The organism is Duganella aceris (assembly GCF_011090165.1).
Taxonomy (GTDB): Bacteria; Pseudomonadota; Gammaproteobacteria; order Burkholderiales; family Burkholderiaceae_D; genus Rugamonas; species Rugamonas aceris.
This window is the reverse complement of sequence record NZ_JAADJT010000001.1, coordinates 104,335-127,456: the sequence shown is the minus strand read 5'-3', so window position 1 is coordinate 127,456 and position 23,122 is coordinate 104,335. Positions and strand designations below refer to the sequence as shown.

The 23,122-nt window shown below is 67.6% G+C and carries 17 protein-coding genes; 12 read left to right on the top strand and 5 right to left on the bottom strand.

Annotation, left to right across the window (positions count from 1 at the left end):
• Together GW587_RS00575 and hutC are read right to left on the bottom strand one after the other, a co-directional pair.
• Nucleotides 1-4,290 (bottom strand): PAS domain S-box protein, encoded by a 4,290-nt coding sequence (locus GW587_RS00575; RefSeq protein ID WP_166097393.1) that lies wholly within the window; start codon nucleotides 4,288-4,290, stop codon nucleotides 1-3.
• 230 nt (nucleotides 4,291-4,520) lie between these two features.
• On the bottom strand, nucleotides 4,521-5,243 hold the full coding sequence (hutC, locus tag GW587_RS00570; RefSeq protein WP_166097392.1) for a histidine utilization transcriptional repressor HutC: 723 nt from the start codon (nucleotides 5,241-5,243) through the stop codon (nucleotides 4,521-4,523).
• A 177-nt stretch (nucleotides 5,244-5,420) separates the two neighbouring features.
• Between hutC and ada the strand changes: the two genes are divergently transcribed.
• From ada to GW587_RS00550, 4 genes are all read left to right on the top strand, one after another.
• Nucleotides 5,421-6,521 carry a bifunctional DNA-binding transcriptional regulator/O6-methylguanine-DNA methyltransferase Ada gene (gene ada, locus GW587_RS00565; RefSeq protein WP_166097391.1) on the top strand — a complete coding sequence of 367 codons (1,101 nt, stop codon included), beginning with the start codon at nucleotides 5,421-5,423 and terminating at the stop codon, nucleotides 6,519-6,521.
• Nucleotides 6,522-6,799: 278 nt separating this feature from the next.
• Entirely contained in the window at nucleotides 6,800-7,522 is a 723-nt protein-coding gene (locus GW587_RS00560) for a 2OG-Fe(II) oxygenase (protein WP_229259279.1), read from the top strand.
• A gap of 46 nt (nucleotides 7,523-7,568) precedes the next feature.
• Nucleotides 7,569-8,150, top strand: a complete 582-nt coding sequence (locus tag GW587_RS00555; protein WP_166097389.1) for a TetR/AcrR family transcriptional regulator — start codon at nucleotides 7,569-7,571, stop codon at nucleotides 8,148-8,150.
• Nucleotides 8,151-8,248: 98 nt separating this feature from the next.
• On the top strand, nucleotides 8,249-8,992 hold the full coding sequence (locus GW587_RS00550) for a 3-oxoacyl-ACP reductase family protein (RefSeq protein ID WP_166097387.1): 744 nt from the start codon (nucleotides 8,249-8,251) through the stop codon (nucleotides 8,990-8,992).
• Here GW587_RS00550 and msbA read toward each other — a convergent pair.
• Nucleotides 8,980-10,803, bottom strand: a complete 1,824-nt coding sequence (msbA, locus tag GW587_RS00545) for a lipid A export permease/ATP-binding protein MsbA (protein WP_166097386.1) — start codon at nucleotides 10,801-10,803, stop codon at nucleotides 8,980-8,982. The genes GW587_RS00550 and msbA overlap by 13 nt on opposite strands.
• Nucleotides 10,804-10,942: 139 nt before the next feature.
• On the opposite strand from msbA, the gene GW587_RS00540 reads away from it, so the two are divergent.
• The 8 genes from GW587_RS00540 to GW587_RS00505 all read left to right on the top strand — a co-directional run bounded on the left by GW587_RS00540 (nucleotide 10,943) and on the right by GW587_RS00505 (nucleotide 21,589).
• Complete coding sequence (locus tag GW587_RS00540) at nucleotides 10,943-12,622, top strand: amidohydrolase (RefSeq protein WP_166097384.1); 1,680 nt, start codon at nucleotides 10,943-10,945, stop codon at nucleotides 12,620-12,622.
• A gap of 97 nt (nucleotides 12,623-12,719) precedes the next feature.
• Nucleotides 12,720-14,423 carry a urocanate hydratase gene (gene hutU / locus GW587_RS00535; protein WP_166097383.1) on the top strand — a complete coding sequence of 568 codons (1,704 nt, stop codon included), beginning with the start codon at nucleotides 12,720-12,722 and terminating at the stop codon, nucleotides 14,421-14,423.
• A gap of 16 nt (nucleotides 14,424-14,439) precedes the next feature.
• Nucleotides 14,440-15,978 (top strand): histidine ammonia-lyase, encoded by a 1,539-nt coding sequence (hutH, locus tag GW587_RS00530; RefSeq protein ID WP_229259236.1) that lies wholly within the window; start codon nucleotides 14,440-14,442, stop codon nucleotides 15,976-15,978.
• Between the two features lie 11 nt (nucleotides 15,979-15,989).
• Nucleotides 15,990-16,778 carry an N-formylglutamate deformylase gene (gene hutG, locus GW587_RS00525; RefSeq protein ID WP_166097381.1) on the top strand — a complete coding sequence of 263 codons (789 nt, stop codon included), beginning with the start codon at nucleotides 15,990-15,992 and terminating at the stop codon, nucleotides 16,776-16,778.
• Nucleotides 16,775-18,148, top strand: a complete 1,374-nt coding sequence (locus GW587_RS00520) for a formimidoylglutamate deiminase (protein WP_166097379.1) — start codon at nucleotides 16,775-16,777, stop codon at nucleotides 18,146-18,148. Before hutG ends, GW587_RS00520 begins: the two co-directional genes overlap by 4 nt.
• On the top strand, nucleotides 18,145-18,720 hold the full coding sequence (locus tag GW587_RS00515) for a HutD/Ves family protein (RefSeq protein ID WP_166097377.1): 576 nt from the start codon (nucleotides 18,145-18,147) through the stop codon (nucleotides 18,718-18,720). The genes GW587_RS00520 and GW587_RS00515 overlap by 4 nt, the downstream gene beginning before the upstream one ends.
• Before the next feature lie 11 nt (nucleotides 18,721-18,731).
• Nucleotides 18,732-19,943, top strand: coding sequence for an imidazolonepropionase (gene hutI / locus GW587_RS00510; protein ID WP_166097376.1), 1,212 nt, complete (start codon nucleotides 18,732-18,734; stop codon nucleotides 19,941-19,943).
• A gap of 35 nt (nucleotides 19,944-19,978) precedes the next feature.
• Complete coding sequence (locus GW587_RS00505; RefSeq protein ID WP_166097375.1) at nucleotides 19,979-21,589, top strand: glycine betaine ABC transporter substrate-binding protein; 1,611 nt, start codon at nucleotides 19,979-19,981, stop codon at nucleotides 21,587-21,589.
• Nucleotides 21,590-21,681: 92 nt separating this feature from the next.
• On the opposite strand, the gene GW587_RS00500 is transcribed toward GW587_RS00505, so the two are convergent.
• The gene (locus tag GW587_RS00500; protein WP_166097374.1) at nucleotides 21,682-22,173 is read right to left on the bottom strand and encodes a GNAT family N-acetyltransferase; all 492 of its coding nucleotides are present in this window, start codon (nucleotides 22,171-22,173) and stop codon (nucleotides 21,682-21,684) included.
• A complete protein-coding gene (locus GW587_RS00495) occupies nucleotides 22,173-23,081 on the bottom strand; it encodes a DMT family transporter (protein ID WP_166097373.1) in 909 nt (302 codons plus the stop codon). The genes GW587_RS00500 and GW587_RS00495 overlap by 1 nt, the downstream gene beginning before the upstream one ends.
• Nucleotides 23,082-23,122: the final 41 nt, after the last annotated feature.

Here is a 23,122-nt window from a genome sequence, read left to right as displayed (position 1 = left end):
TCAATTGTCGTCGGCGAAAGTGGTGTTGGTCATGATCTGTTCGGTGATCCGCTCCAGCAGCGGCCACAGTTTTTCCAGCAGGGCCTGGGCCCGCAGCGTGTTGTCGGCGTCGCTGTCGGCCGCCGGCAGCTGTTCCAGTTGCAGCATCAGTTCGCCCATGCCCATCGCGCCGACGGTGCGCGCCGGCGATTTCAGGCGGTGGCCCAGCTCGCGCAGCGCCGCCACGTCGCCGCGTCCCAGCGCGGTTTCCATCTGGTTCAAGCCATCCTGGGTGTTGTGCAAAAACTTGAAGGCGAACTTGCGCACCTTGTGCGGATGATATCCCAGCAGCTTGGCGAGGATGGATAAATCGATCACCGCCGGGTCGCCGCCCAGCGTGGTCTTGAACGCCGCCGGCTGCGGCAGCGCTTCGCGCACCGTGCCCTCGGCGCGCGCCGGCAGCCAGTTGGCGATGGTCTGGTACATCAGCGCCGGCTGGATCGGCTTGGAGATGAAGTCGTCCATGCCGGCCTCGATGCAGCGCACCCGGTCCTCGCTGGTGGCGGTGGCGGTCATCGCCAGCACCCGCATGTCGGCCAGGCGCGGATCGGCGCGGATGCGGCGGGTCGCCTCCAGGCCGTCCATCAGCGGCATCTGCACGTCCATCAGCACGCAGTCGAAGGCGGTCTGGCGCAGCAGCTCCAGCGCCTCCATGCCGTTGGCGGCCAGGCACACCGAGGAGCCGACTTCCTCCAGCATCTCCAGCGCGATCTGCTGGTTGAAGGTGTTGTCCTCGACCAGCAGGATGCGGGCGTTCTTCAGCGCCGCCATCACCGCCGCGCTGCGCGACGACGCCAGCAGCTCGGCGGCGGCGTCCTTGACGCGGTCGATCAGCGCCGGCACCGTGGCGCTGCTGATGCCGAGCCGCGCGGTGAACCAGAAGGTGCTGCCGTGGCCGGGCCGGCTGCGCACGCCGACCTCGCCGCCCATCAGCTGCGCCAGCTGTTTGCAGATCGACAGCCCCAGCCCGGTGCCGCCGTATTCGCGGGTGGTGGAGGTGTCGGCCTGCTGGAACGACTGGAACAATTTGTCGATCTCGCGCTCGGACAGGCCGATGCCGCAGTCGCTGACCTCGAAGCGCAGCAGGCAGCCGTGGGCGTCGCCGACCACCTGCCGCACCCGCACCTCGATGCGGCCCTTTTCGCTGAACTTGATGGCGTTGTTGGTGTAGTTGATCAGCACCTGGCCGAGCCGCAGCGGGTCGCCGCGCAGCACCTTGGGCAGCGTCGGGTCGAGATCGAACACCAGCTCCAGCTCGCGCCCGGCGGCCTTCGGCGCCACCACCGTGGTCAGCGTCTGGATCACGTGGTCGAGCGCGAAGTCGACCTGCTCGATCTCCAGCTTGCCGGCCTCGATCTTGGAGATGTCGAGGATGTCGTCGATGATGCCCAGCAGGTGCTCGCCGGCGAAGCGGATCTTTTCCAGATAGTCGCGCTGGCGCGGATCGAGGTCGGTCTTCAGCGCCAGGTAGGCCATGCCGATCACGCCGTTCATCGGGGTGCGGATCTCGTGGCTCATATTGGCCAGGAACTGGCCCTTGGTCTGGCTGGCCTCCTCGGCCACCTGGCGCGCGTGTTCCAGCTCGCCGGTGCGGATCGCGACCCGTTCCTCCAGATGCTCGTTCAATTCGCGCAGCGCGTCCTCGCCGCGCTTGCGGTCGGTGATGTCGGTCAGGCTGGCCACCACCAGCTGCACCGCGCCCGCCTGGTCGGGGATGGGTTCGGCGTTGACCGACAGCCAGTGCAGCGCGCCGTCGGGCTGGGCCAGGCCCATCACCACGTCGCGCACCGACATGCCCATCACCAGCGCCAGCCGCACCGGATGGCTGGCCAGGTCGAACGGCGTGCCGTCCTCGCGCACGCCGCGCCACAGGCCGTCGCCGTCGATGTCGGCGGTGTGCGCCAGCATGCGGGTGGCGGCGGCGTTGCGCTCCAGGATGACGCCGCCGCCGTCCACCATCACCAGCCCGTTGGTGACGGCGTTGAAGATCGACGCCAGGCGCTGGCTGGAGTCGCGCAGCGCGCCTTCGGCCTGGCGCCGCGCGGTGATATCGGTCAGCATCGCCAGCGTGCCGGCGTAATGGCCGGCGTCCGAGTTGACCACGGTGGTCGACAGCAGGCACCAGACGCTGCTGCCGTCGCGGCGCAGGAAGCAGACGTCGCCCTGGCTGGCTTCGCCGGACAGGCGGTGCTGCATATGCTGCTTGAGCAGCGCGCGGCCGGCGTCGTCCATGAAGTCGGTCATGGCGCGGCCCATCATCTGCTCGATGTCGTAGTCCAGCATGTGCGCCAGGGTCGGATTGACGAAGGTGGTGCGGTCGTCGGCGTTGGTCATCCAGATGCCTTCGGCGGCGGTCTGCACGATCTGGCGGTAGCGTTCCGAGCTGGCCTGCAGCGCTTCCTCGGCGCGCTGGCGCTGGGTCATGTCGCGCAGCGTCATGATCATCAGGTCCTGGCCGGACAGCTCCACCGGCGCGATGTGCACCATCGCCGGGAAGGTGGTGCCGTCGGCGCGGATGGCGTACAGCACGCGGCCCGGCTGCCGGGGGCGCGTGAACAGCTCGCGCGCGCGGCCGTTGCTGCGCATCGCTTCCGGCGTCAGCTGCTCGACCGAGCGGCCGGCCAGCAGGTGGTCGCCGTCGTAGCCGAAGCTGGCGGCGCAGGCGAGATTGGCGTAGCGCACGCGGCCGCCCTTGTCGGCGACCAGCACCGCGCCCGGCGTGGCGTCGACCACGGCCCACATGCGCCGTTCCTCGGCGGCGGCGCGCTCGCTGATGTCGGCCATGGTGCCGGCGGCGCGCAGCGGCCGGCCGGCGGGATCGCGTTCGATGACCATGCCGCGCGCCAGCACCCAGATCCAGCCGCCGTCGGCGGTGCGCATGCGGTGCTCGCTGTGGATGTTGCCGCCGTTGCCGCCGTCGCTGTCCAGGTAGGCGCGGATGGTGCGCTCGACGCGGTCGCGGTCGTCCGGGTGCACATGCTGTTGCCACTCGTCGAGCGTCGGCTGGAACTGTGCGGGGGCGTAGCCCAGCAGCTCGCAGTAGCGCGGCGACAGCTTCAGCGCGCCGCTGGCGAGGCGCCATTCCCACATGCCGGCGCCCGAGCCTTCCAGCGCGAAGCTGGCCATGCGCTCGGCGCCGCCCAGTTCCGCGCGCGCGGCGCGCAGCTGGTCGGCCTGGCGGCGCAGGCGCAGCGCGCCGAACAGCGAGACCACCAGCATCAGCGCCAGCGCGCCGCCCAGCGTGGCGCCGCCGTAGCGCAGCAGCAGATCGCCGTCCGGCGGCTGGTACAGGAAGCCGTCCAGCTTGAAATCGGCCGGCAGCATGCCTTGCTCGCCGTAGGCGCGGGCCAGCGCGCGCCAGCGTTCCGGATTGCTGTAGCCAAGTTCGATCAGGCCCTGCTCCAGCAGCGGCGCGATGCGCTGCGCTTCGAACATCAGGTGCTCGCGGCTTTTGCGTTCCGGATAGCGGGCGCGTATCAGGTCGGTGATCTCGCCCGGGTGCGCCATCGCGTAGCGCCAGCCGCGCAGCGTCGCTTCGCGCAGCGCGGCGGCGCGCGCCGGGTGCTCGCGCAATTCGCTCTCGGTGGTGTACAGCGCGTCGCCGTAGAAATCCAGGCCGTAGCTGCGCGGCGACATGGTCTCGTAGGCGAGGTGCAGCCGGTCCAGCAGATACGGCGCTTCGGTGACGTAGGCCGACATGGCGTCGACCCGCGCTTCGACCAGGTCGTCCAGGTTCTGGCTGTGTGCCAGGTGGTACAGGCTGTCGATGCGCACGCCCTGCTTTTTCAGCATCACCGTCAGTTCTTCGTTATTCGGCGCCATCATGATGCGGCTGCCGGGCCAGGGAATCGGCTTGCCGTCGGCGCCGCGACGGCGCAGCAGCGCGGCGGGCGAGTGCTGGAACACCGTGGCCAGCACCACCACCGGCTGACCCATGCCGCGCGCCAGCAGCAGCGTGCTGTTGCCGACGCCGTACTGGGCCCGGCCTTCGGTGACGTGTTGCAGCGGATCCTTGCCGGGCGAGGCTTCCAGCAGCGTGACATCGAGGCCGGCGTCGCGGTAATAGCCCTGGTCCTGCGCGGCGTAGTAGCCGGCGAACTGGAACTGGTGCTGCCATTTGAGCTGGATCGAGACTTTTTCCGCCGCCGTCGCCGGCCGCAGGCCGCAGGCCAGGGCGAGCGCGCACACCGCCAGCCTGAACGGCAGGCGATGCCAGGAAACCTGGCGAAAGCGCGGACGGCAGTGGAGCAAGGAACTTCCTTTTTTGGTCGACAAATTGGTGCTGTACCTGAGCAACTATAGCATCGAACTTTTGCCGGTAGTCGATAAAGTGTCCAGGACGGAATTGCGACGCCGCAGCGCACCAAAACACGCCGGAATTAACAATTAAGGGCGGTTTTCGTGACATTTTGTGAGAATGCCCGGCTGCCGCGCGCATCGGCTCGGCTTGCGCGCTGCAAGCCGACGTTGGCGCGAGCCCGTTATTGGCTGAAACTGCCGGCGAACTGGTAGCGGTGGCCGGGATGCCACATGGTCGCGATCGAGGCGATCAGGCCGCCGGAGCGGGTCTGGCGCTTGAGCACCAGGCAGGCCTGGCGGGTGTCGATGGCCAGCATCTCGGCGATGTCGCGCGGGGCGGCCAGCGCTTCGACGCTGTAGGTGGCGCCCTGCAGCGGCGCGGCCTTCATCAGGTATTCGTTGGGGGTGATGCTGGCGAAATCCTGTTCCATGTAGTCGGGCGCGCACAGCGGACTGGCCCAGCGGTCCTCGACCTGGATCGGCACGCCGTTTTCGAAGTGGACGATCACCGAATGGAACAGCGGATGGCCGGCCGGCAGCTCGAACTGCTTGGCCATCAAGTCGCTGGCCTTGACCCGCTCCAGCTGTTGCAGGCTGCTGCGGTGGGCGTGGCCCCGGGCGCGGATCTCGTCGGCGATGGATTTGATCTCCAGCAGCGTGGCCTGGTATTTTTGCTGGGCGACGTAGGTACCGGAGCCCTGGCGGCGGGTCAGCACCTGCTCCGAGGTCAGCTCGCGCACGGCGCGGTTGACGGTCATGCGGGAGACGCCGAACTGCTTGACCAGCGCCTGTTCGGACGGGATCACATCGCCTTCCTTCCAGGTGCCGGCGGCGATTTCGGCCAGCAGGTAGTCCTTGATCCGCTGGAAAATAGGGGTGCTGTCATGCGGTGCTTGATCGTCCAAACGGCTTCTCCGAAGGCACGCCTGGTGCAGGCGGCAGAGCGGGCATTCTAGCACCGCATGCTTGCCAGTTGAACATGTTTTGCCGGTTTTTTGACGGCGGCCGTACAATTCAAAAGCAAGACCCGGAGTGTGCGTCCAGGCGCCGGCGCCTAACATGGCCTCATTCCAATCACAATCATGGAGTCTGAGATGGGCAAGACTGCAAACGAGGCGGTGCAACAGGCGGGCTACGGCGGCGACGAGGCGCGTTGGGCCGCCGTGCGGCAGCGCGACGCCGGGGCCGACGGCGTGTTCTGGTACTCGGTGCGCAGCACCGGGGTGTATTGCCGCCCGTCGTGCGCGGCGCGGCCGGCGTTGAGCAAGAACGTGGCCTTCCACGACAGCCGCGCCGAGGCCGAGGCGGCGGGCTTCCGGCCTTGTCTGCGCTGCAAGCCGGATCAGCCGCCGCTGGCCGAGCGCCAGGCGGCGCTGGTGGCGCAGGCGTGCCGTTTGATCGACGCGGCCGAGGAGGCGCCGGACCTGGACAGTCTGGCCGCCGCCGTGGGTGTCAGCCGCTTTTATTTCCACCGCATGTTCAAGGCGGTGACCGGGATCACGCCGAAGGCCTATGCCAACGCGCAGCGGGCGCGCCGCATGCAGGCGGGTTTGGCCGGGCAGGCTTCGGTGACGGAGGCGATCTACGCATCGGGCTTCAATTCCAGCGGGCGCTTTTATGCGCAATCGCCGGGAGTGCTGGGGATGACGCCGAGCGCCTTCCGCGCCGGCGGCAAGGGGGCGCAGATCCGCTTCGCCATCGCCGCCTGTTCGCTTGGCGCGATCCTGGTGGCCAGCACGGAGCAGGGCATCTGCGCGATCCTGATCGACGACGATCCGGATTTCCTGGTGCGGGATTTGCAGGACCGTTTTCCGGAGGCGGAGCTGATCGGAGCGGAGCCGGAGTATGAGCGGGTGGTGTCGCGCGTGGTCGGGCTGGTGGAGCGGCCGGAGATCGGGCTGGACCTGCCGCTCGACGTGCGCGGCACGGCGTTCCAGCAGCGTGTATGGCAGGTGCTGCGCGAGATTCCGGCCGGGCGCACGGTCAGCTATGCCGAGCTGGCGCAACTGGTCGGATCGCCGAAGGGGGCGCGGGCGGTGGCGGGGGCGTGCGCGGCGAACGCGCTGGCGGTGGCGATTCCGTGTCATCGCGTGGTGCGCAACGATGGTACGATTTCCGGGTATCGCTGGGGTGTCGACCGCAAGGCCGCGCTGCTGAATCGCGAGCGCGAGGCGGGCAAATGAAGAACGGCGAATTCGACTTCGGCGACCCCGCCGCGGAACGCAAACCCCGCAAGACGCCGCCGCTGAGCGTGGCGCCCGCCGCGCCAACCGCAGGGCCCCGCGCCGCAGCAGTTGCCGCACCAGTTGCCGCAGCAGTCCCCGCAGCCGACGCGTCCGGCGCGTCCGGCGCCCGCGCCGCGCCAGCCGCCGCCGGGCCGGCCGAGCCTTCCGGGACGGGCGCGCCGGACCAGGCGCCCGACGCTGTCGCCATCGCGCAGGCGCAGGCGAATGCCCGCAAGCTGGTCGCGGCGGCGGCCGGCATCGGGGTGCACGTCGCGGCGCTGGACTGGCAGGCCATCGCCGATGAGCTGAACGCGCACGGCCACGCCATCGTCCCCGGCATGCTGACCGCCGACGAATGCATTGCGATGGCGGCGCAATACGCGCAGCCGCAGCTCTACCGCAGCCGCGTGGTGATGTCGCAGCACGGTTTCGGCAGCGGCGAATACCAATACTTCCGCTACCCGCTGCCGTCGATGATCTCGGCGCTGCGTCAATCGCTGTATGGTCCACTGGCCGCGATCGCCAACCACTGGCACGAAGCGATGGACCTGGAAGCCCGCTTCCCGCCCGACCACGCCGAGTTCCTGGCGCGCTGCCACGCCGCCGGCCAAACCCGCCCGACGCCGCTAATGCTGCAATACGGCCCCGGAGACTACAACTGCCTGCACCAGGACCTGTACGGCGACCACGTCTTCCCATTGCAAGCCGCGATCTTGCTGAGCGAACCCGGAACCGATTTCGACGGCGGCGAATTCGTGCTGACCGAGCAGCGCCCGCGCATGCAGTCGCGGGTCGAGGTGGTGCCGCTGAAGCGCGGCGACATGGTGATCTTCCCGGTCAACCACCGCCCGGCGCAGGGCGCGCGCGGCGTCTACCGGGTCAATATGCGGCACGGCGTGAGCCGCCTGCGCGCCGGCTCTCGCCACACGCTGGGTATCATCTTCCACGACGCGAACTAGATCATTTGGTCCATAATACGGCTATTCACCATCCCGAGGAATAACCGTGGCAAGGCAAAAAGAGTTCGATCGCGCCGATACATTGAACCAGGCGATGCAAGTGTTCTGGCAAAAAGGCTATGCCGCCACCTCCACCGCCGACCTGTTGCAAGCGATGGGGATCGGCCGGCAAAGCATGTACGACACCTTCGGCGACAAATACTCGCTGTACCTGGAAGCGCTGAAACAGTACTGCGACACCAGCACCGCCGACGTGCTGCGCGGGCTGAAGGGCGATAGCCCGCTGGCCGCCATCGAGCACATGCTGCAATCGTTCGCCGCGCGACCCAAGCGCGACAACGCCAAGGGATGCATGGGTGTCAACGCGGTGTGCGAATTCGGGACCGACGACGCCGGCATCAACGCGATCCACCAAAGCAGCGGTGCGCTGCTGAACGACGCCGTCGGGCGCATGCTGCGCGCCGCCGCCGTCGCCGGCGAGATTCCCGCCGACACCGATGTGCAGCAGGCGGCCGCCTTCGTCGCCGCGACGCTGTCCGGCATGAAGGTCTGCGCCAAGGCAGGCGGCAGCGGCGCCACCCTGCGCGCCATCGCCGGCTTCGCCGTCCAGGGTTTGCGCGGCGGCTGAAATTATCACGGAACGTTTAATTGACTGGTCGATCCAGAAAGTCTAATATCGCTTTATTCTGGATCAATCGATCCAGTAAAAATTGTGAAAGGCATTCCATGACTAACCCATTGAACAACAAAGTCGCGCTGGTCACCGGCGGCGCGCGCGGCATCGGCGCGGCCACCGTCAAGCGTCTGGCGCAGGACGGCGCCGCCGTGGCGTTCACCTATGTATCGTCGCCGGACAAGGCGAACGACCTGGCGGCAAGCATCGTCGCGGCGGGCGGCAGGGCGCTGGCGATCCAGGCCGACAGCGCCGACGAAGCCGCGCTGCGGGCTGCGGTGGAGCGCACCGTGGCGCACTTCGGCGCGCTGGACATCCTGGTCAACAGCGCCGGCATCCTGCAAATGGGTTCGGTGGAGGATTTCGCGCTGGCCGATTTCGACCGCATGGTGGCGGTCAATGTGCGCGCGGTGTTCGTCGCCATCCAGGCGGCCGCCAAGCATATGAAGGACGGCGGCCGCATCGTCACCATCGGCAGCGTCAGCGGCACGCGCGTGGGCTTCGCCGGCGCCAGCGTCTATTCGATGACCAAGGCGGCGGTGGCGATGCTGGTGCGCGGCGCCGCGCTGGACCTGGCGACGCGCGGCATCACCGTCAACAACGTCCAGCCCGGCCCGGTCGAAACCGACATGAACGCGCCGGACCAGCCGCATGTGCCGCATGTGCGCGCGATGATGCCGGTCAAACGCCTGGGCCAGCCGGAGGAGGTGGCGTCGCTGGTCTCCTACCTGGCCGGCGCGGAGGCGGCCTTCATCACCGGTTCCAGCTTCACCGTCGACGGCGGCTACAGCGCCTGAACGGTTTTCTGGGTTTGATACAGGCGCGCGTAGATGCCGTTGCGCGCCAGCAGCGCATCGTGGCTGCCGGCTTCCGCGATGCGGCCGCCGTCCATCACCACGATGCGGTCGGCGTTCTCGATGGTCGACAGGCGGTGCGCGATGACCACCGTGGTGCGGCCCTTCATCAACACCTCCAACGCCGCCTGCACCAGCCGCTCGGATTCGGTATCGAGCGCGCTGGTGGCCTCGTCCAGGATCAGGATCGGCGCGTCCTTGTAGATCGCGCGGGCGATCGCCAGGCGCTGGCGCTGGCCGCCGGACAGGCGTAAGCCGTTTTCACCCACCTGCGTCAGATAGCCCTCCGGCATGCGGGCGATGAACTCGTGCGCATGCGCCGCGCGCGCCGCCGCCTCGACCCGCTGCGGCGACGGCTCGGGATCGCCGTAGGCGATGTTGGCCGCCAGCGTGTCGTTGAACAGCACAACGTCCTGGCTCACCAGAGCGATCTGCTTGCGCAGCGATGTCATGGTGTAGTCGCGCAGGTCGACGCCATCGAGCTTGATGCTGCCCGAGCCGACGTCGTAGAAGCGCGGCAGCAGGCCGGCCAGCGTGGTCTTGCCGCTGCCGGAGCTGCCCACCAGGGCCACCGTCTCGCCGGCGGCGATGTCGAGCGAGACCCGGTCCAGCGCCGGACGCGCCTCGGCGTCGGCGCCGTAGCGGAAGCTGACCTCGTCCAGCACCAGCCGGCCTTCGGCGCGCTCCAGCGTCTTGTCGCCCTTGTCCGCTTCCGCTTCGGTGTCGATCAGGCCGAACACCGATTCGGCGGCGGCCAGGCCTTTTTGCATCGGCTCGTTAATCTTGGTCAGGTTCTTGATCGGCGACTGCATCGCCATCAGCGCCGTCAGGAAGGCGACGAAGCCGCCCGGCGACAGCGCGCCGGCCTGGTTGCGCAGCAGCGCGAAGTAAATCACCGACGACAGCGTGATCCCGATCAGCAGCATGATGACGCCGGAGTTGAACGCCGACGTCGCGGCGTGCTTGACCGCCAGCTGGCGGTTCAGCTTCACCACCTGGTCGAAGCGGTGTTGTTCGTATCGCTGGCCGCCGAAGATCTTTACCACGCGCTGGCCGCTGATGCTTTCGTCGAGCACATTGGTCAGGTCGCCCATCGCCGCCTGCGCGCTCTTGCTCAGGACGCGCATGCGGCGGCCGGCGAAGATGACGATGGCCGCCACCAGCGGCAACAGGCCGAGGCAGAACACCGCCAGTTGCCAGTCGACGATGAACAGCGTGGCCAGGTAGCCGATGGTGGCGACCGAATCGCGCACCGCGACGTTGACCACGGTCAGGCCGGCCTGCGCCACCTGGGCGGCGTCGAAGGCCACGCGCGACAGCGTGGTGCCGGTCGAGGAAAGATCGAAGTAGCCGTTCGGCAGGCGCATGATGCGGGCGAACATGGTCTCGCGCAGGTTGGCCTGGACCCGGCTGCTGAGCCACGCGGCGCCGTACTCGCCGCAGAAGCTGGAGACCATGCGCATCACGGCCAGCGCGAAGATCACCACCGGAATCGACCACAGCGCGGCGTTCGGATCCCTTGGCAGCAGGCGGCCGAGCCATTCCTGCACTTCGGCCAGCATCCCGGTGGCCGGCGGGCGCACGCCGGTCAGGCTGTGCGCGGGCGCCAGCGCGTCGACCACGTTTTGCAGCTGGCGCAGCAGCAGCACGTCGGTGGCGGCGGCCAGGCCGACCGCGAACAGGGTGACGGCGGCGATCCAGGCGTAGGGACGGAACTGCTTGAGCAGGCGTATGTAAAGGAGGCGGCTAGACACGTGGTTGTGGTTTTAGAGCGGCGAATCCTGCATTGTACCTGTCCTGAAGCGCCAAACCAGCGGCTTAGTCACAGAGTTCGGTTGACCCGGGGCCAAACTTCGCTACACTCTGAATCTTGCTTCCGAATGGAGAGATTTGATGCGCACCACCCCTTTTATGCCGTCCCCGCTGAACGCGGCCATCACGCTGGCGCTGTCGGCCTTCCTGCTGCCGGCGCAGGCCGACACCATCATCGACCGCGCCAACGGCTACACGCTGAACGCGGCCGGGCAGCTGCTGCGCTTTACTTCGCTGGGCTTCGATGATCTGGGCCGCGTGGTCGCGGTGGGCAGCGAAAGGGAGACGGCGGCCGCGCTGCCGAAGGCGGAGCACGTCGACGCGCAGGGTAAAACTCTGCTGCCCGGGCTGATCGATGCCCACGGCCACGTGTTCGAACTGGGCGAGATCGCTTCCGGGGTGGAGCTGTACAGCTCCACTTCCCTCAACGGCGCGGTGCGCGCGGTGGCCGATTTCAGCAGGTCGCATCCGAAGAAGGCCTGGATCATCGGCTTCGGCTGGAATCAGGAAATCTGGAAACTGGGCCGCTTCCCGACCGCCGCCGAGCTGGATGCGGTGGTCAACGACCGTCCGGTGCTGCTGCACCGTGTCGACGGCCACGCCATCTGGGTCAACACCAAGGCGCTGGAAATGGCCGGCGTGACGCGCGAGACGCAGGATCCGGCGGGCGGCAAGATCGAGCGCGACGCCAGCGGCAAGCCGACCGGCGTGCTGGTGGACGGTGCGATGGAGCTGGTGAACAAGGTGGTGCCGCTGCCGACGCCGGCCGAAGCGCGCGCCACGCTGGATGTGGCCTTGACGTCGCTGTCCAAGGTGGGCCTGACCAGCGTGCACGACGCCGGCATCAAGGTGGTGCAGGACGATATCTATCGCGACTACGCCGACCACGCCAAGCTGACCACCCGCGTCTACGCGATGATCGGCGACACCGCCGGCGATTTCGACGAGCTGTCGAAGGAGGGGCCGCTGAAGTCCTACGCCAACGACGTGTATGCGCTGGCGGCGGTCAAGCTGTATTCGGACGGCGCGCTGGGCAGCCGTGGCGCCGCGCTGCTGGCGCCGTACTCCGACCTGCCGTCGACCAAAGGTCTGCTGTTCTATCCCAACGAGGAAATGCTGGCCAAGATGAACAAGGCCATGAAGGCCGGCTATCAGGTCAATATCCACGCCATCGGCGACGCCGGCAACCGGCAGATCCTGGACGCCTACGCGCAGCTGATCCCGAAATACGGCAACGTCGCGCTGCGCCACCGCATCGAGCACGCGCAGGTGGTGGCGGTGGAGGATATCCCGCGCTTCAAATCGCTGGGCGTGATCCCGTCGATGCAGCCGACCCACGCGACGTCGGACCAGAACATGGCCGAGCAGCGCGTCGGCCACGAGCGCATCAAGGGCGCGTACGCGTGGCGCAGCTTCCTCGACCAGGGTTCGAAGATCGCCTGCGGCTCGGACTTCCCGATCGAGTCGCCGAATCCGTTCGAAGGCATGCATGCCGCCGTGACGCGGCAGAACAATGCCGGCGTGCCGGTGGGCGGCTGGTACAAGAACCAGGCGATGACGCTGACCGAAGCCTTCCGCTGCTTCACGCTGGACGCGGCTTACGCGGCGCACCAGGAAAACGTCATCGGCTCGCTGGAGCCGGGCAAGTGGGCCGATTTCATCCTGGTCGACCGCGACCTGTTCAAGATCCCGGCCGAGCAAATCGGCAAAACGCAGGTGCTGCAGACCTGGATGGGCGGCAAGCGCGTGTATAAAAAATAAGCAAAATGGGTTGACTTGGTTGTATAGACAACTTATCCTTTGAGAATGCGCCGGCCGCAGGCATGCGGACGGCCCCACTCATTTCGGAGGAGCCACCATGACGACCCATTTAGACAGCGATCCACGTTACGACGCCAGCCGCGAGATCCGCGCGCCGCGCGGGCCTGAGCGCACGTGCAAAAACTGGGGCGCGGAGGCGGCTTACCGCATGATCCAGAATAATCTGGACAAGGAAGTGGCGGAGAATCCGAAGCACCTGGTGGTCTACGGCGGCATCGGCCGCGCCGCGCGCAACTGGGAGTGCTACGACCAGATCCTGGCGTCGCTGCGCGAGCTGGAAGACGATCAAACGCTGCTGATCCAGTCCGGCAAGCCGGTCGGCGTGTTCCAGACCCACGCGGATGCGCCGCGCGTGTTGATCGCGAACTCGAACCTGGTGCCGAAGTGGGCCAACTGGGAACACTTCAATGAACTCGACCGCAAGGGCCTGTTCATGTACGGCCAGATGACGGCCGGTTCGTGGATCTACATCGGCACCCAGGGCATCGTGCAGGGCACCTTCGAGACCTTCGCCGAGGCGGGCCGCCAGCATTTCGGCGGCGATCTCAAAGGCCGCTGGGTACTGACGGCGGGACTGGGCGGCATGGGCGGCGCGCAGCCGCTGGCGGCGACAATGGCCGGCGCGGTGTCGCTGACCATCGAGTGCCAGCAGAGCAGCATCGACTTCCGCCTGCGCACCCGCTATCTCGACAAGCAGGCCGCCAGCATTGACGAGGCGCTGGAGATGATCAAGCTGCACAAGGCGAACGGCGATGCGATCTCGATCGGCCTGCTGGGCAACGCGGCCGATGTGTTGCCGGAGCTGGTGCGCCGCGCCAAGGCCGGCGGCGTCGTGCCGGATATGGTCACCGACCAGACCTCGGCGCATGACCTGATCAACGGTTACCTGCCGCAGGGCTGGAGCGTCGAGCAATGGAAGGCGGCGCAGCACGATGTGGCGCGCCATGAGGAACTGAAGGCCGCCGCGACCGCCGCCTGCGCGGTGCACGTGCAGGCGATGCTGGACTTCCAGGCGCTGGGCGCGAAGGTGGTCGATTACGGCAACAACATCCGCCAGGTGGCGTTCGACCACGGCGTGGCGAACGCCTTCGATTTTCCGGGCTTCGTGCCGGCGTATATCCGCCCGCAGTTCTGCGAGGGACGCGGCCCGTTCCGCTGGGTGGCGCTGTCCGGCGATCCGGAGGATATCTACAAGACCGACGCCAAGATCAAGGAGCTGTTCCCGCATCACGCCAATGTGCACCGCTGGCTGGACATGGCGCGCGAGCGCATCGCCTTCCAGGGCCTGCCGGCGCGTATCTGCTGGCTGGGACTGGGCGAGCGTCACATCGCCGGCCTGGCCTTCAACGAGATGGTGCGCAACGGCGAGCTCAAAGCGCCGATCGTCATCGGCCGCGATCATCTGGATACCGGATCGGTCGCCAGCCCCAACCGCGAGACCGAGAGCATGAAGGACGGCACCGACGCCGTCTCCGACTGGCCGCTGCTGAACGCCTTGCTGAACACCGCCGGCGGCGCGACCTGGGTGTCGCTGCACCACGGCGGCGGCGTGGGCATGGGCTATTCGCAGCATTCCGGTGTGGTGATCGTGGCCGACGGCACCGACGCCGCCGCCAAACGCCTAGCGCGCGTGCTGGTCAACGACAGCGGCTCGGGCGTCATGCGTCACGCCGATGCCGGCTACGAGACCGCTGTCGCCTGCGCCAAGCGCAATGGCCTCAACCTCCCAATGATTAAATGATTAAATGAGCACCACTATGACCTTGACCCTCAAACCGGGCGCGATGACGCTCACCGAATTGCGCGCCGTTTGGACCGAAGCCGGTCCGCTGTCGCTGGCCGCCGACGCCTGGCCGGTGATCGAAGCCTCCGCCGCCGCCGTGCGCGCCATCGTCGCCAAGGGCGACGCCGCCTACGGCATCAACACCGGCTTCGGCCTGCTGGCCAAGACCCGCATCCCGGACGAAAAGCTGGAACAACTGCAACGCAACCTGATCCTGTCGCACTCGGTCGGCACCGGCGAGCTGGTGTCGGACGCGGTCTGCCGCCTGATCCTGTTGATGAAGATCGGCAGCCTGGCGCGCGGTTATTCCGGCGTGCGCCCGCTGATCGTCGAGACGCTGATCGCGCTGTACAACGCCGGCATCATGCCCGCGATTCCGGCCAAAGGCTCGGTCGGCGCGTCCGGCGACCTGGCGCCGCTGTCGCACATGACGCTGGCCATGCTGGGCGTCGGCGACGTGCGGGTCGCCGGCAAGATCGTGCCTGCCGCCGAGGCGCTGAAGGCCGCCGGCATCGCGCCGGTGGTGCTGGCCGCGAAAGAGGGCCTGGCGCTGATCAACGGCACGCAAGTGTCGACCGCGCTGGCGCTGCACGGCCTGTTCATGGCCGAGCGTTTGCTGGAAGCCGGTATGGTGTCGGGCGCGCTGTCGCTGGACGCCGCCAAGGGCAGCGATTCGCCGTTCGACGCGCGCGTGCACGAAGTGCGCGGCCAGCCGGGCCAGATCGCGGCCGCTTCGATCTATCGCCAGCTGGTCAGCGACAGCGCGATCCGCGCCTCGCACCTGGTCGGCGACGAGCGTGTGCAGGATCCTTACTGCCTGCGCTGCCAGCCGCAAGTCATGGGCGCCTGCTGGGACATCATCAACAACGCCTCGCGCACCTTGCTGATCGAAGCCAACGCCGTCACCGACAATCCGCTGCTGTTCAAGGACGGCGAGCTGTCGGTGGTGGTCTCCGGCGGTAACTTCCACGCAGAGCCGGTGGCCTTCGCCGCCGATACGCTGGCGCTGGCGATCGCCGAAATCGGCAGCATCTCCGAGCGCCGCATCGCGCTGCTGATCGACGCCACCTTGTCCGGCCTGCCGCCGTTCCTGGTGCGCGATCCGGGCGTGAACTCGGGCTTCATGATCGCCCACGTGACCGCCGCCGCGCTGGCGTCGGAGAACAAGTCGCTGGCGCATCCGGGCAGCGTCGACACCATCCCGACTTCCGCCAACCAGGAAGACCACGTCAGCATGGCGACCTACGCCGCGCGCCGTCTGGACGATATGGCGCAGAATACGGCTGTCATCCTCGGCATCGAACTGCTGGCGGCGGCGCAGGGCATCGACTTCCATCGTCCGCTGACGACATCGCCGCACCTGGAGCATGTTCACGAGCAGCTGCGCGCGAAGGTGCCATTCTACGACGCCGACCGCTTCTTCGCGCCGGACATCGAGGCGGCCAAGGGCATGGTCATGCGCGGCGAGTTGAGCGCATCGTGCAAAAGTTTGTTCACGTCGCTGCATCCGTAACGGAGGTCGTCATGGATTATCAGTTCAAAGCAGGCAGTATTCCCTTGCTGGTGTCCATGCCGCACGTGGGCACCGATATCCCCGACGATATCCTGGCCACGATGACGCCGGCCGCCGTCGACAAGCAGGACACCGATTGGCATCTGGCGCGGCTGTATGACTTCCTGGGCGGGATGGGCGCTTCGACCCTGTCGGCGCGCTGGTCGCGTTACGTCATCGATGTCAACCGGCCGCCGGAGAACACCAATCTGTATCCGGGCCAGGATACGACCGGCTTGTGCCCGGTCGATACCTTCCATCGCGAGCCGCTGTACCTGGAGGGGCGCGTGCCTGACCAGGCGGAGGTGCAACGTCGTCTTCAGGCTTATTGGAAGCCGTATCACGATCAGCTGGGCGCGGAGCTGGAGCGCTTGCTGGCGCTGCACGGCGCCGTGGTGCTGTGGGACGCGCATTCGATCGCCTCGGTGGTGCCGCGCTTCTTCGAGGGCAAGCTGCCGGACCTGAACTTCGGCACCGCCGACGGCGCCAGCTGCGCGCCGGGCCTGAGCGAGGCGGTGGTGGCGCGCGCGCTGGCGCAGGAGCGGTTCAGCGTCGCGGTCAACGGCCGCTTCAAGGGCGGGCATATCACACGTCATTACGGCAGGCCGCAGTCCAATGTGCATGCGATCCAGCTGGAGATGTGCCAGTCCACCTACATGGATGAGGCGGCGCCGTATGGCTACCGGCCCGACCGGGCGGCGCAGGTTCAAGGCGTCTTGCAGGAGATGATGCAGGCCGCCGCCGCTTGGGTGCGCGCATGAGCAAGCTGTTCGCCCGCCACGCGCTGCTGCCGGAGGGGTGGCGCAAGGATGTGCTGATCGAGTGGAACGCCGGCGGCGACATCACGGCGGTGACCGCCGGCTCGGCGCCTGCGGGCGCGGAGGCGGTCGCGTATGCGCTGCCGGGCATGATCAACCTGCATTCGCACAGCTTCCAGCGGGCGCTGGGTGGGCGCACCGAAAAGGCCGGGGACGCAGTCGGCCGAACCCAGGACAGCTTCTGGACCTGGCGCGACCTGATGTACCGCTTCGCGCGCAACATCACGCCGGAGCACATCGAGGCCATTGCGGCCCAGCTGTTTTCCGAGTGCCTGCGCCATGGCTACACGTCGATGTGCGAGTTCCACTACGTGCAGCGCGCGCCGGACGGCGCCATGTATCCGCGTCCGGCCGAAACGGCGGAGCGGGTGGTCGCCGCCGCACGGTTGGCGGGAATCGGCATGACCGTGCTGCCGGTGTTGTATAGTTATTCCGGCTTCGGCGAAACGCCGCTGAAACCTGAGCAGCAACGATTCAAGACCGACGCGCAGGATGTGCTGCGGGTGATCGAGGCGCTGGAGCCTTTGCGCGATGCGCAGACCGAGGTGGGCGTGGCGCCGCATTCGCTGCGCGCGGCGTCGGTGGGGCAGATTGAAGAAGTGCTGGCGACGCTGCCGGCGGCGCGTCCGGTGCATATCCATATCGCCGAGCAGCAGGCGGAGGTTCAACAATCGCTGGACTGGAGCGGACGCCGCCCGGTGCAATGGCTGCTGGACCGGGTCGCGGTGGATGAGCGCTGGTGCCTGATCCACGCCACCCATCTGGTGGCGGATGAAGTGGACGGCATCGCCCGCAGCGGCGCGGTGGCGGGGCTGTGTCCGACCACCGAGGCCAACCTGGGCGACGGCCTGTTCCCGCTGGAGCCGTTCCTGGCGGCGGGCGGGCGCTTCGGCATCGGCAGCGACAGTCATGTGTCGCAGAGCCCCGTCGAGGAATTGCGCTGGCTGGAGTACGGTCAGCGCCTGCAGCATCAGCGCCGCAATGTCGCGGTGTCCGCCGAGGAGCGCAACGTCGGCGACTTTTTGTGGCAGGGCGCCTTGCGCGGCGGGGCGCAGGCGGCGGGACGGCCTGTGGGCGCGTTGGCGCCGGGGCGCCGCGCCGACGTGATCGTGCTCGATGCCGATCATCCGAACATGTTTGGGTTGGCGCTGGACGAGGTACTCGGCAGCTTCGTCTTCAGCGGCAACGATAATCTGGTCAACGACGTCATGGTCGGCGGCCGGTGGGTAGTGCGCAATCAGCAGCACGTGGCGCAGCAGGCGATCGCTGCGCGCTTCAAGCAGACCTTGGCCGAACTGAGGGAGTTCCGATGACCCAGCTGATCCAGTATGCAAGCCTGCGGCCCGCGCCGTGGAAAAACGGCGGTGGCTCCACCACCGAGATCGCGGTCGCGCCCAGCGGCGCCAACCTCGATGAATTCGACTGGCGTATCAGCCTGGCGACCATCACGCAAAGCGGGCCTTTCTCTTCCTTCCCCGGTATCGACCGCTCGCTGGCGCTGGTGGACGGCGACGGCGTGCTGCTGGACTTCGGCGACGAGCGTTTCGTGCTCAGTCCCAGCGAGCCGCTGATCGAGTTCGCCGGTGAGGACGAGGTGCACGCCACGGTGACCGGCGCGCTGACCACGGATTTCAATGTGATGACGCGGCGCGGCCGTTGCCGCCACCGGCTGGAGCCGTTGCTGGTGCGCGGCAGCGAGGAGCTCAAGCGCCGCAGCACCACCACGCTGCTGTTCCTGGCGGAGGGCGAGAGCCTGACGCTGAGCAGCGCGCGCGAACGCATCGCCATGGTGCGCTACGACGTGGTGGTCATGGAGGCCGAGGAGGCCTGGACCCTGGAAGCATCGCTGGCGACGGTGTTCGTGGTCGATATCATCAATAACTAGAAAGCTGCTTCATGTGGGATTTTTTGTTCACCAATGTGCACCTCGCCACGATGGCCGACGGCTATGGCGAAATCCGCGACGCGGCCATCGCGGTCAAGGATGGCAATATCGCCTGGCTGGGCGCGCAGGCCGATCTGCCGCCGGGGGCGCAAGCGGTCACGGTGCACGACGGCGGCGGCAGCTGGCTGACGCCGGGGCTGATCGACTGCCACACCCACATCGTCCATGCCGGCAACCGCAGCGATGAATTCGAGGCGCGGCTTAACGGCGCCACCTATGAGGACATCGCGCGCGCCGGCGGCGGCATCATGTCCACCGTGCGCGCGACCCGCGCCGCCTCCGAGGACGAGCTGCTGCGGCAAAGCCTGCCGCGCGTGCGCAGCCTGCTGGCCGAAGGCGTGACCACCATCGAGATCAAGTCCGGCTATGGCCTGACGCTGGAATCGGAGGCGAACATGCTGCGCGCCGCGCGCCGCATCGGCCGCGATTTTCCGGTCAACGTCGCCACCACCTTCCTCGGCGCGCATGCGTTGCCGCCGGAGTTCGCCGGGCGCGCCGACGACTATATCTCGGAAGTCTGCGCGATGATCGCGCCTTTGGCGGCCGAGGGGCTGGTCGACGCGGTCGACGCGTTCTGCGAGCGGATCGGCTTTTCGCATGAACAGACGGAGCGCGTGTTCCAGGCCGCGCGCGCGCACGGCCTGCCGGTCAAGCTGCATGCGGAGCAGCTGTCGGACCAGCGCGGCGCGGAGCTGACGGCGCGCTACCACGGCCTGTCCGCCGATCATCTTGAACATTTGAGCGAGGCCGGCGTCGCCGCGATGGCGGCCGCCGGCACGGTGGCGGTGCTGCTGCCCGGCGCTTACTACTTCCTTCGCGACACCACGCCGCCGCCGGTGGCCGCCTTGCGTGCCGCCGGCGTGGCGATGGCGGTCGCCACCGACTGCAATCCCGGCACCTCGCCGATGACGTCCTTGCTGCTGGCGATGAACATGGCTTGCACCTTGTGGCGCTTGACGCCGCTGGAGGCGTTGGCCGGCTGCACGCGGCATGCGGCGCGCGCGCTGGGCATGCAGCGGGACGTCGGCACGCTGGAGGTGGGCAAGCGCGCCGACTTTGCGCTGTGGCGCATCGCGCGGCCGGCGGACCTGTCGTACGCCATCGGTCTCAATCCGTGCCGGGGCGTGGTCAACGCCGGCGTGCTGCGCGCGCCTCAAGTTTAAAGCGCGCATGGCCCGCTTTCGGTTACATTAACCGGATGCTCCCATACTTTCTCCGCATCCCCCTCCTGCTGGCCGGCCTGGCGCTGCATTGCGCTGCCGGCGCCGACACACTGCACATCGGCTCCAAGCGCTTCACCGAATCCTACATCCTTGGCGAGGTGCTGGCGCAGACCGCCGCGCCGCACGCCAAGGTTGAACATCTTCAGGGACTGGGCAACACCGCCATCGTCCTGGCCGCCTTGCAGGCCGGGCGCATCGACGTGTATCCCGAGTACCTGGGCACCATCGACCTGGAGATCCTCAAGCATACGCAGGCCGCCCCGCTGGAGCAGATCCGCCGCGAGCTGGCGCCGATGGGGCTGGGCGTGGCGGTGCCGCTGGGCTTCAACAACACTTATGCGCTGGCGATGCGCGGCGGGGCGGACGGCGTGCCGAAGCTGAGCGGCCTGGCCGGGCGGGACAAGCTGCGCTTCGGGTTGTCGCATGAATTCATCGGGCGCGCAGATGGTTGGCCTGGACTGGCGGCGCGCTATGGCTTGAAGCAGCGGCCGGAGGGGCTGGATCACGGCATTGCCTACGAGGCGCTGATGCAGAAGCAGGTCGACGTCATCGATATCTATTCGACCGACGCCAAGATCCGCCAGTACGGCTTGCACGTGCTGGAAGACGACCGCGCCTACTTCCCGCGTTACGATGCGGTGCTGCTGTACCGGCTCGACGCGGCGCAGCGCTTCCCGGCCGCGTGGAAGGCGATCGGCCAGCTGGAGGGGCGCATCAGCGCGGCCGACATGATCGCCATGAACGCCGCCGCCGAGATCGACGGCCAGGGCTTCGACCGCGTCGCGCGCGAATGGTTGGCGGCGCATCCCCCGCACCCGCCCGGCGCCAGCGGCGGCACGCCCGCCACCGGCGCCGCGCCGGTCCCGGCGTCGTCGGCGGCCGTCGCGGCAACGCCGCCGGCCGTCGCGGCAACGCCGCCGGCCGTCGCGACTGCGGCGCCAGCCGCGCGCGATGGCCTGATGGCCAAGCTGTTCGACCAAAATCTTTGGCGTTTGACGCGTCAGCATCTGACATTGGTCCTGCTGTCGGTGGCCTTGGCGTGCGTAGCCGGCATCCCGCTGGGCGTGCTGGCGGCGGCGCTGCCGCGCCTGCGTCAAGTGGTGCTGGGGCTGACCGGCGTATTGCAGACCGTGCCATCGCTGGCTCTGCTGGCCTTGCTGATTCCGCTGCTGGGGATGATCGGCACGGTGCCGGCGCTGGTGGCGCTGGTGGTGTACGCCTTGCTGCCGATCGTGCGCAACACCTGCACCGGCCTGCTGCAAGTGTCGCCCGGCTTGAAGCTGGCAGCGCAGGCCCTGGGGCTGCGGCCGCACCAAAGGCTGGTGCATATCGATTTGCCGCTGGCGCTGCCGGTGATCCTGGCCGGCGTGAAGACGGCGGCGGTGATGAGCGTGGGCACGGCGACCATCGCCGCCTTCATCGGCGCCGGCGGCTTCGGCGAGCGCATCACCATCGGCCTGGCGCTGAACGACAACGACATGCTGCTGGCCGGCGCGATTCCGGCGGCGGCGCTGGCGCTGCTGACGCAGGGCGCGTTCGAACTGCTGGAACGCCTGGCCGGACGCGCAGGCTCACAGCGAGCGTAGCTTGGAGCGCACCCGCACCACCTGCTTGTGCAGCACGCGCTTGGCCTGGAAATCGTTCTCGCGCTGGGCGGCGGTCGGCCTGGGGGCGCGCTTCAGGCCTGGGCCGACAGCTGTTCCAGCGCCTCGCCGGTGACGCGGCAGATGCGCCAATCCGGCATCACGGTGGCGCCCATGCCCTGGTAGAAGCTGATGGCGTTGGCGTTCCAGTCCAGCACCGACCATTCGAAGCGGCCGCAGTCGCGCTCGACCGCCAGGCGCGCCAGCGCGACCAGCATCTGCTTGCCGTAGCCTTTGCCGCGGCAGGACTGCTTGACGTACAAATCCTCCAAGTACAGGCCCTTCTTGCACAGGAAGGTGGAGAAGTTGTGGAAGAACAGCGCGAAGGTGACGACCTCGCCGCCGGTCTCGCCGACCAGCGCTTCGCACACCGGCTTGTCGCAGAACAGGCTCTCGTGCAGCATGCCTTCGTTGGCCACCACCATGTGTTCCAGTTTTTCAAACACGGCCAGTTCGAAGATCATGCCGAAAATGGCGGGGACGTCGGCCGGCGTCGCCGGGCGGATGGTCAGTTCGGAAGTGCTCATCAGGTTTCAGTCTTGGTTGGGGAATTCGATTGCAGCGCCCAGGCGACGCTGGACAGGCAGAGTAACATGCCGCCCCATTCCAGCGGGCCGGGGCGGAAGTGTTCGAGCTGGATCGACAGCAGCACCGAGATCACCGGCGTGACGACGCCGATGTAGACGGCCTTGTCGGAGCCGATGCGGTGGATCAGCGTGAAGTAGGCGGCGAAGGCGATCACCGAGCCGAACAGCGACAGGTAGAGCAGGCCGCCCCAGTACCTGGCGCTGCTCGGCAGTGTGAACGACTGGCCGCTCAGCAGCACCCACAGCGCCACCAGCAGGCTGCCCCACAGCATCGACCAGGCCATCGTCAGCAGTACGTTGGACGATTGCTCGCGCACCTTGATGACGATCACGTTGCCGATCGCGCTGGCGATGGTGGCGCTGAGCGCCAGTATCAGACCGAGCAGGAAGTGGCCGCTGCCGCCGTTGAGGATCTCGTTCCAGGCGCCGTGGATCGACTGGTAGAACAGCAGCGTCACGCCGCAGATGGCGACGGCGCCGGCGTTCCAGGTGCGCCAGCCGAGCGGGCTGCCGAAGGCGAAACGGTTGAGGATGGGATTCCAGAACACCATCAGCGCGAACAGCACGGCGACCAGGCCGGACACCAGGTATTGCTCGGAGGTGTAGGTGCAGATGTAGCTGAGGCCGAAGGTGGCACTGCCCTGCAGCAACATCCAGCGCTGGGTGCGCCATGGCATCAGCAGCTTGTCGCCGCGCGCGGCGCACCAGGCGAACAACACGGCCGCCGCCAGTCCGAAGCGGTAGACCACGGAAACGGCCGGCGCCACCTCGCCCAGTTGTAGCGTGATCGCGAAGAAAGTGGAGCCCCAGATCAGGCAGGCGATGATGAAAAGTAATGGAGAGGACATTCGGGCAAGTATAGCGGGCGCGGTGGCTTCTTGCCTAGCGA

Excerpts from the sequence above, each read along its gene's own strand:
- hutH (WP_229259236.1), top strand. The coding sequence starts at position 14,440 with ATGACCTTGACCCTCAAACCGGGCGCGATGACGCTCACCGAATTGCGC.
- ada (WP_166097391.1), top strand. The coding sequence starts at position 5,421 with ATGGAGTCTGAGATGGGCAAGACTGCAAACGAGGCGGTGCAACAGGCG.
- GW587_RS00500 (WP_166097374.1), bottom strand. The coding sequence starts at position 22,173 with ATGAGCACTTCCGAACTGACCATCCGCCCGGCGACGCCGGCCGACGTC.
- GW587_RS00520 (WP_166097379.1), top strand. The coding sequence starts at position 16,775 with ATGAGCAAGCTGTTCGCCCGCCACGCGCTGCTGCCGGAGGGGTGGCGC.
- GW587_RS00495 (WP_166097373.1), bottom strand. The coding sequence starts at position 23,081 with ATGTCCTCTCCATTACTTTTCATCATCGCCTGCCTGATCTGGGGCTCC.
- GW587_RS00550 (WP_166097387.1), top strand. The coding sequence starts at position 8,249 with ATGACTAACCCATTGAACAACAAAGTCGCGCTGGTCACCGGCGGCGCG.
- hutG (WP_166097381.1), top strand. The coding sequence starts at position 15,990 with ATGGATTATCAGTTCAAAGCAGGCAGTATTCCCTTGCTGGTGTCCATG.
- hutI (WP_166097376.1), top strand. The coding sequence starts at position 18,732 with ATGTGGGATTTTTTGTTCACCAATGTGCACCTCGCCACGATGGCCGAC.
- GW587_RS00505 (WP_166097375.1), top strand. The coding sequence starts at position 19,979 with ATGCTCCCATACTTTCTCCGCATCCCCCTCCTGCTGGCCGGCCTGGCG.
- GW587_RS00540 (WP_166097384.1), top strand. The coding sequence starts at position 10,943 with ATGCGCACCACCCCTTTTATGCCGTCCCCGCTGAACGCGGCCATCACG.
- hutU (WP_166097383.1), top strand. The coding sequence starts at position 12,720 with ATGACGACCCATTTAGACAGCGATCCACGTTACGACGCCAGCCGCGAG.
- GW587_RS00515 (WP_166097377.1), top strand. The coding sequence starts at position 18,145 with ATGACCCAGCTGATCCAGTATGCAAGCCTGCGGCCCGCGCCGTGGAAA.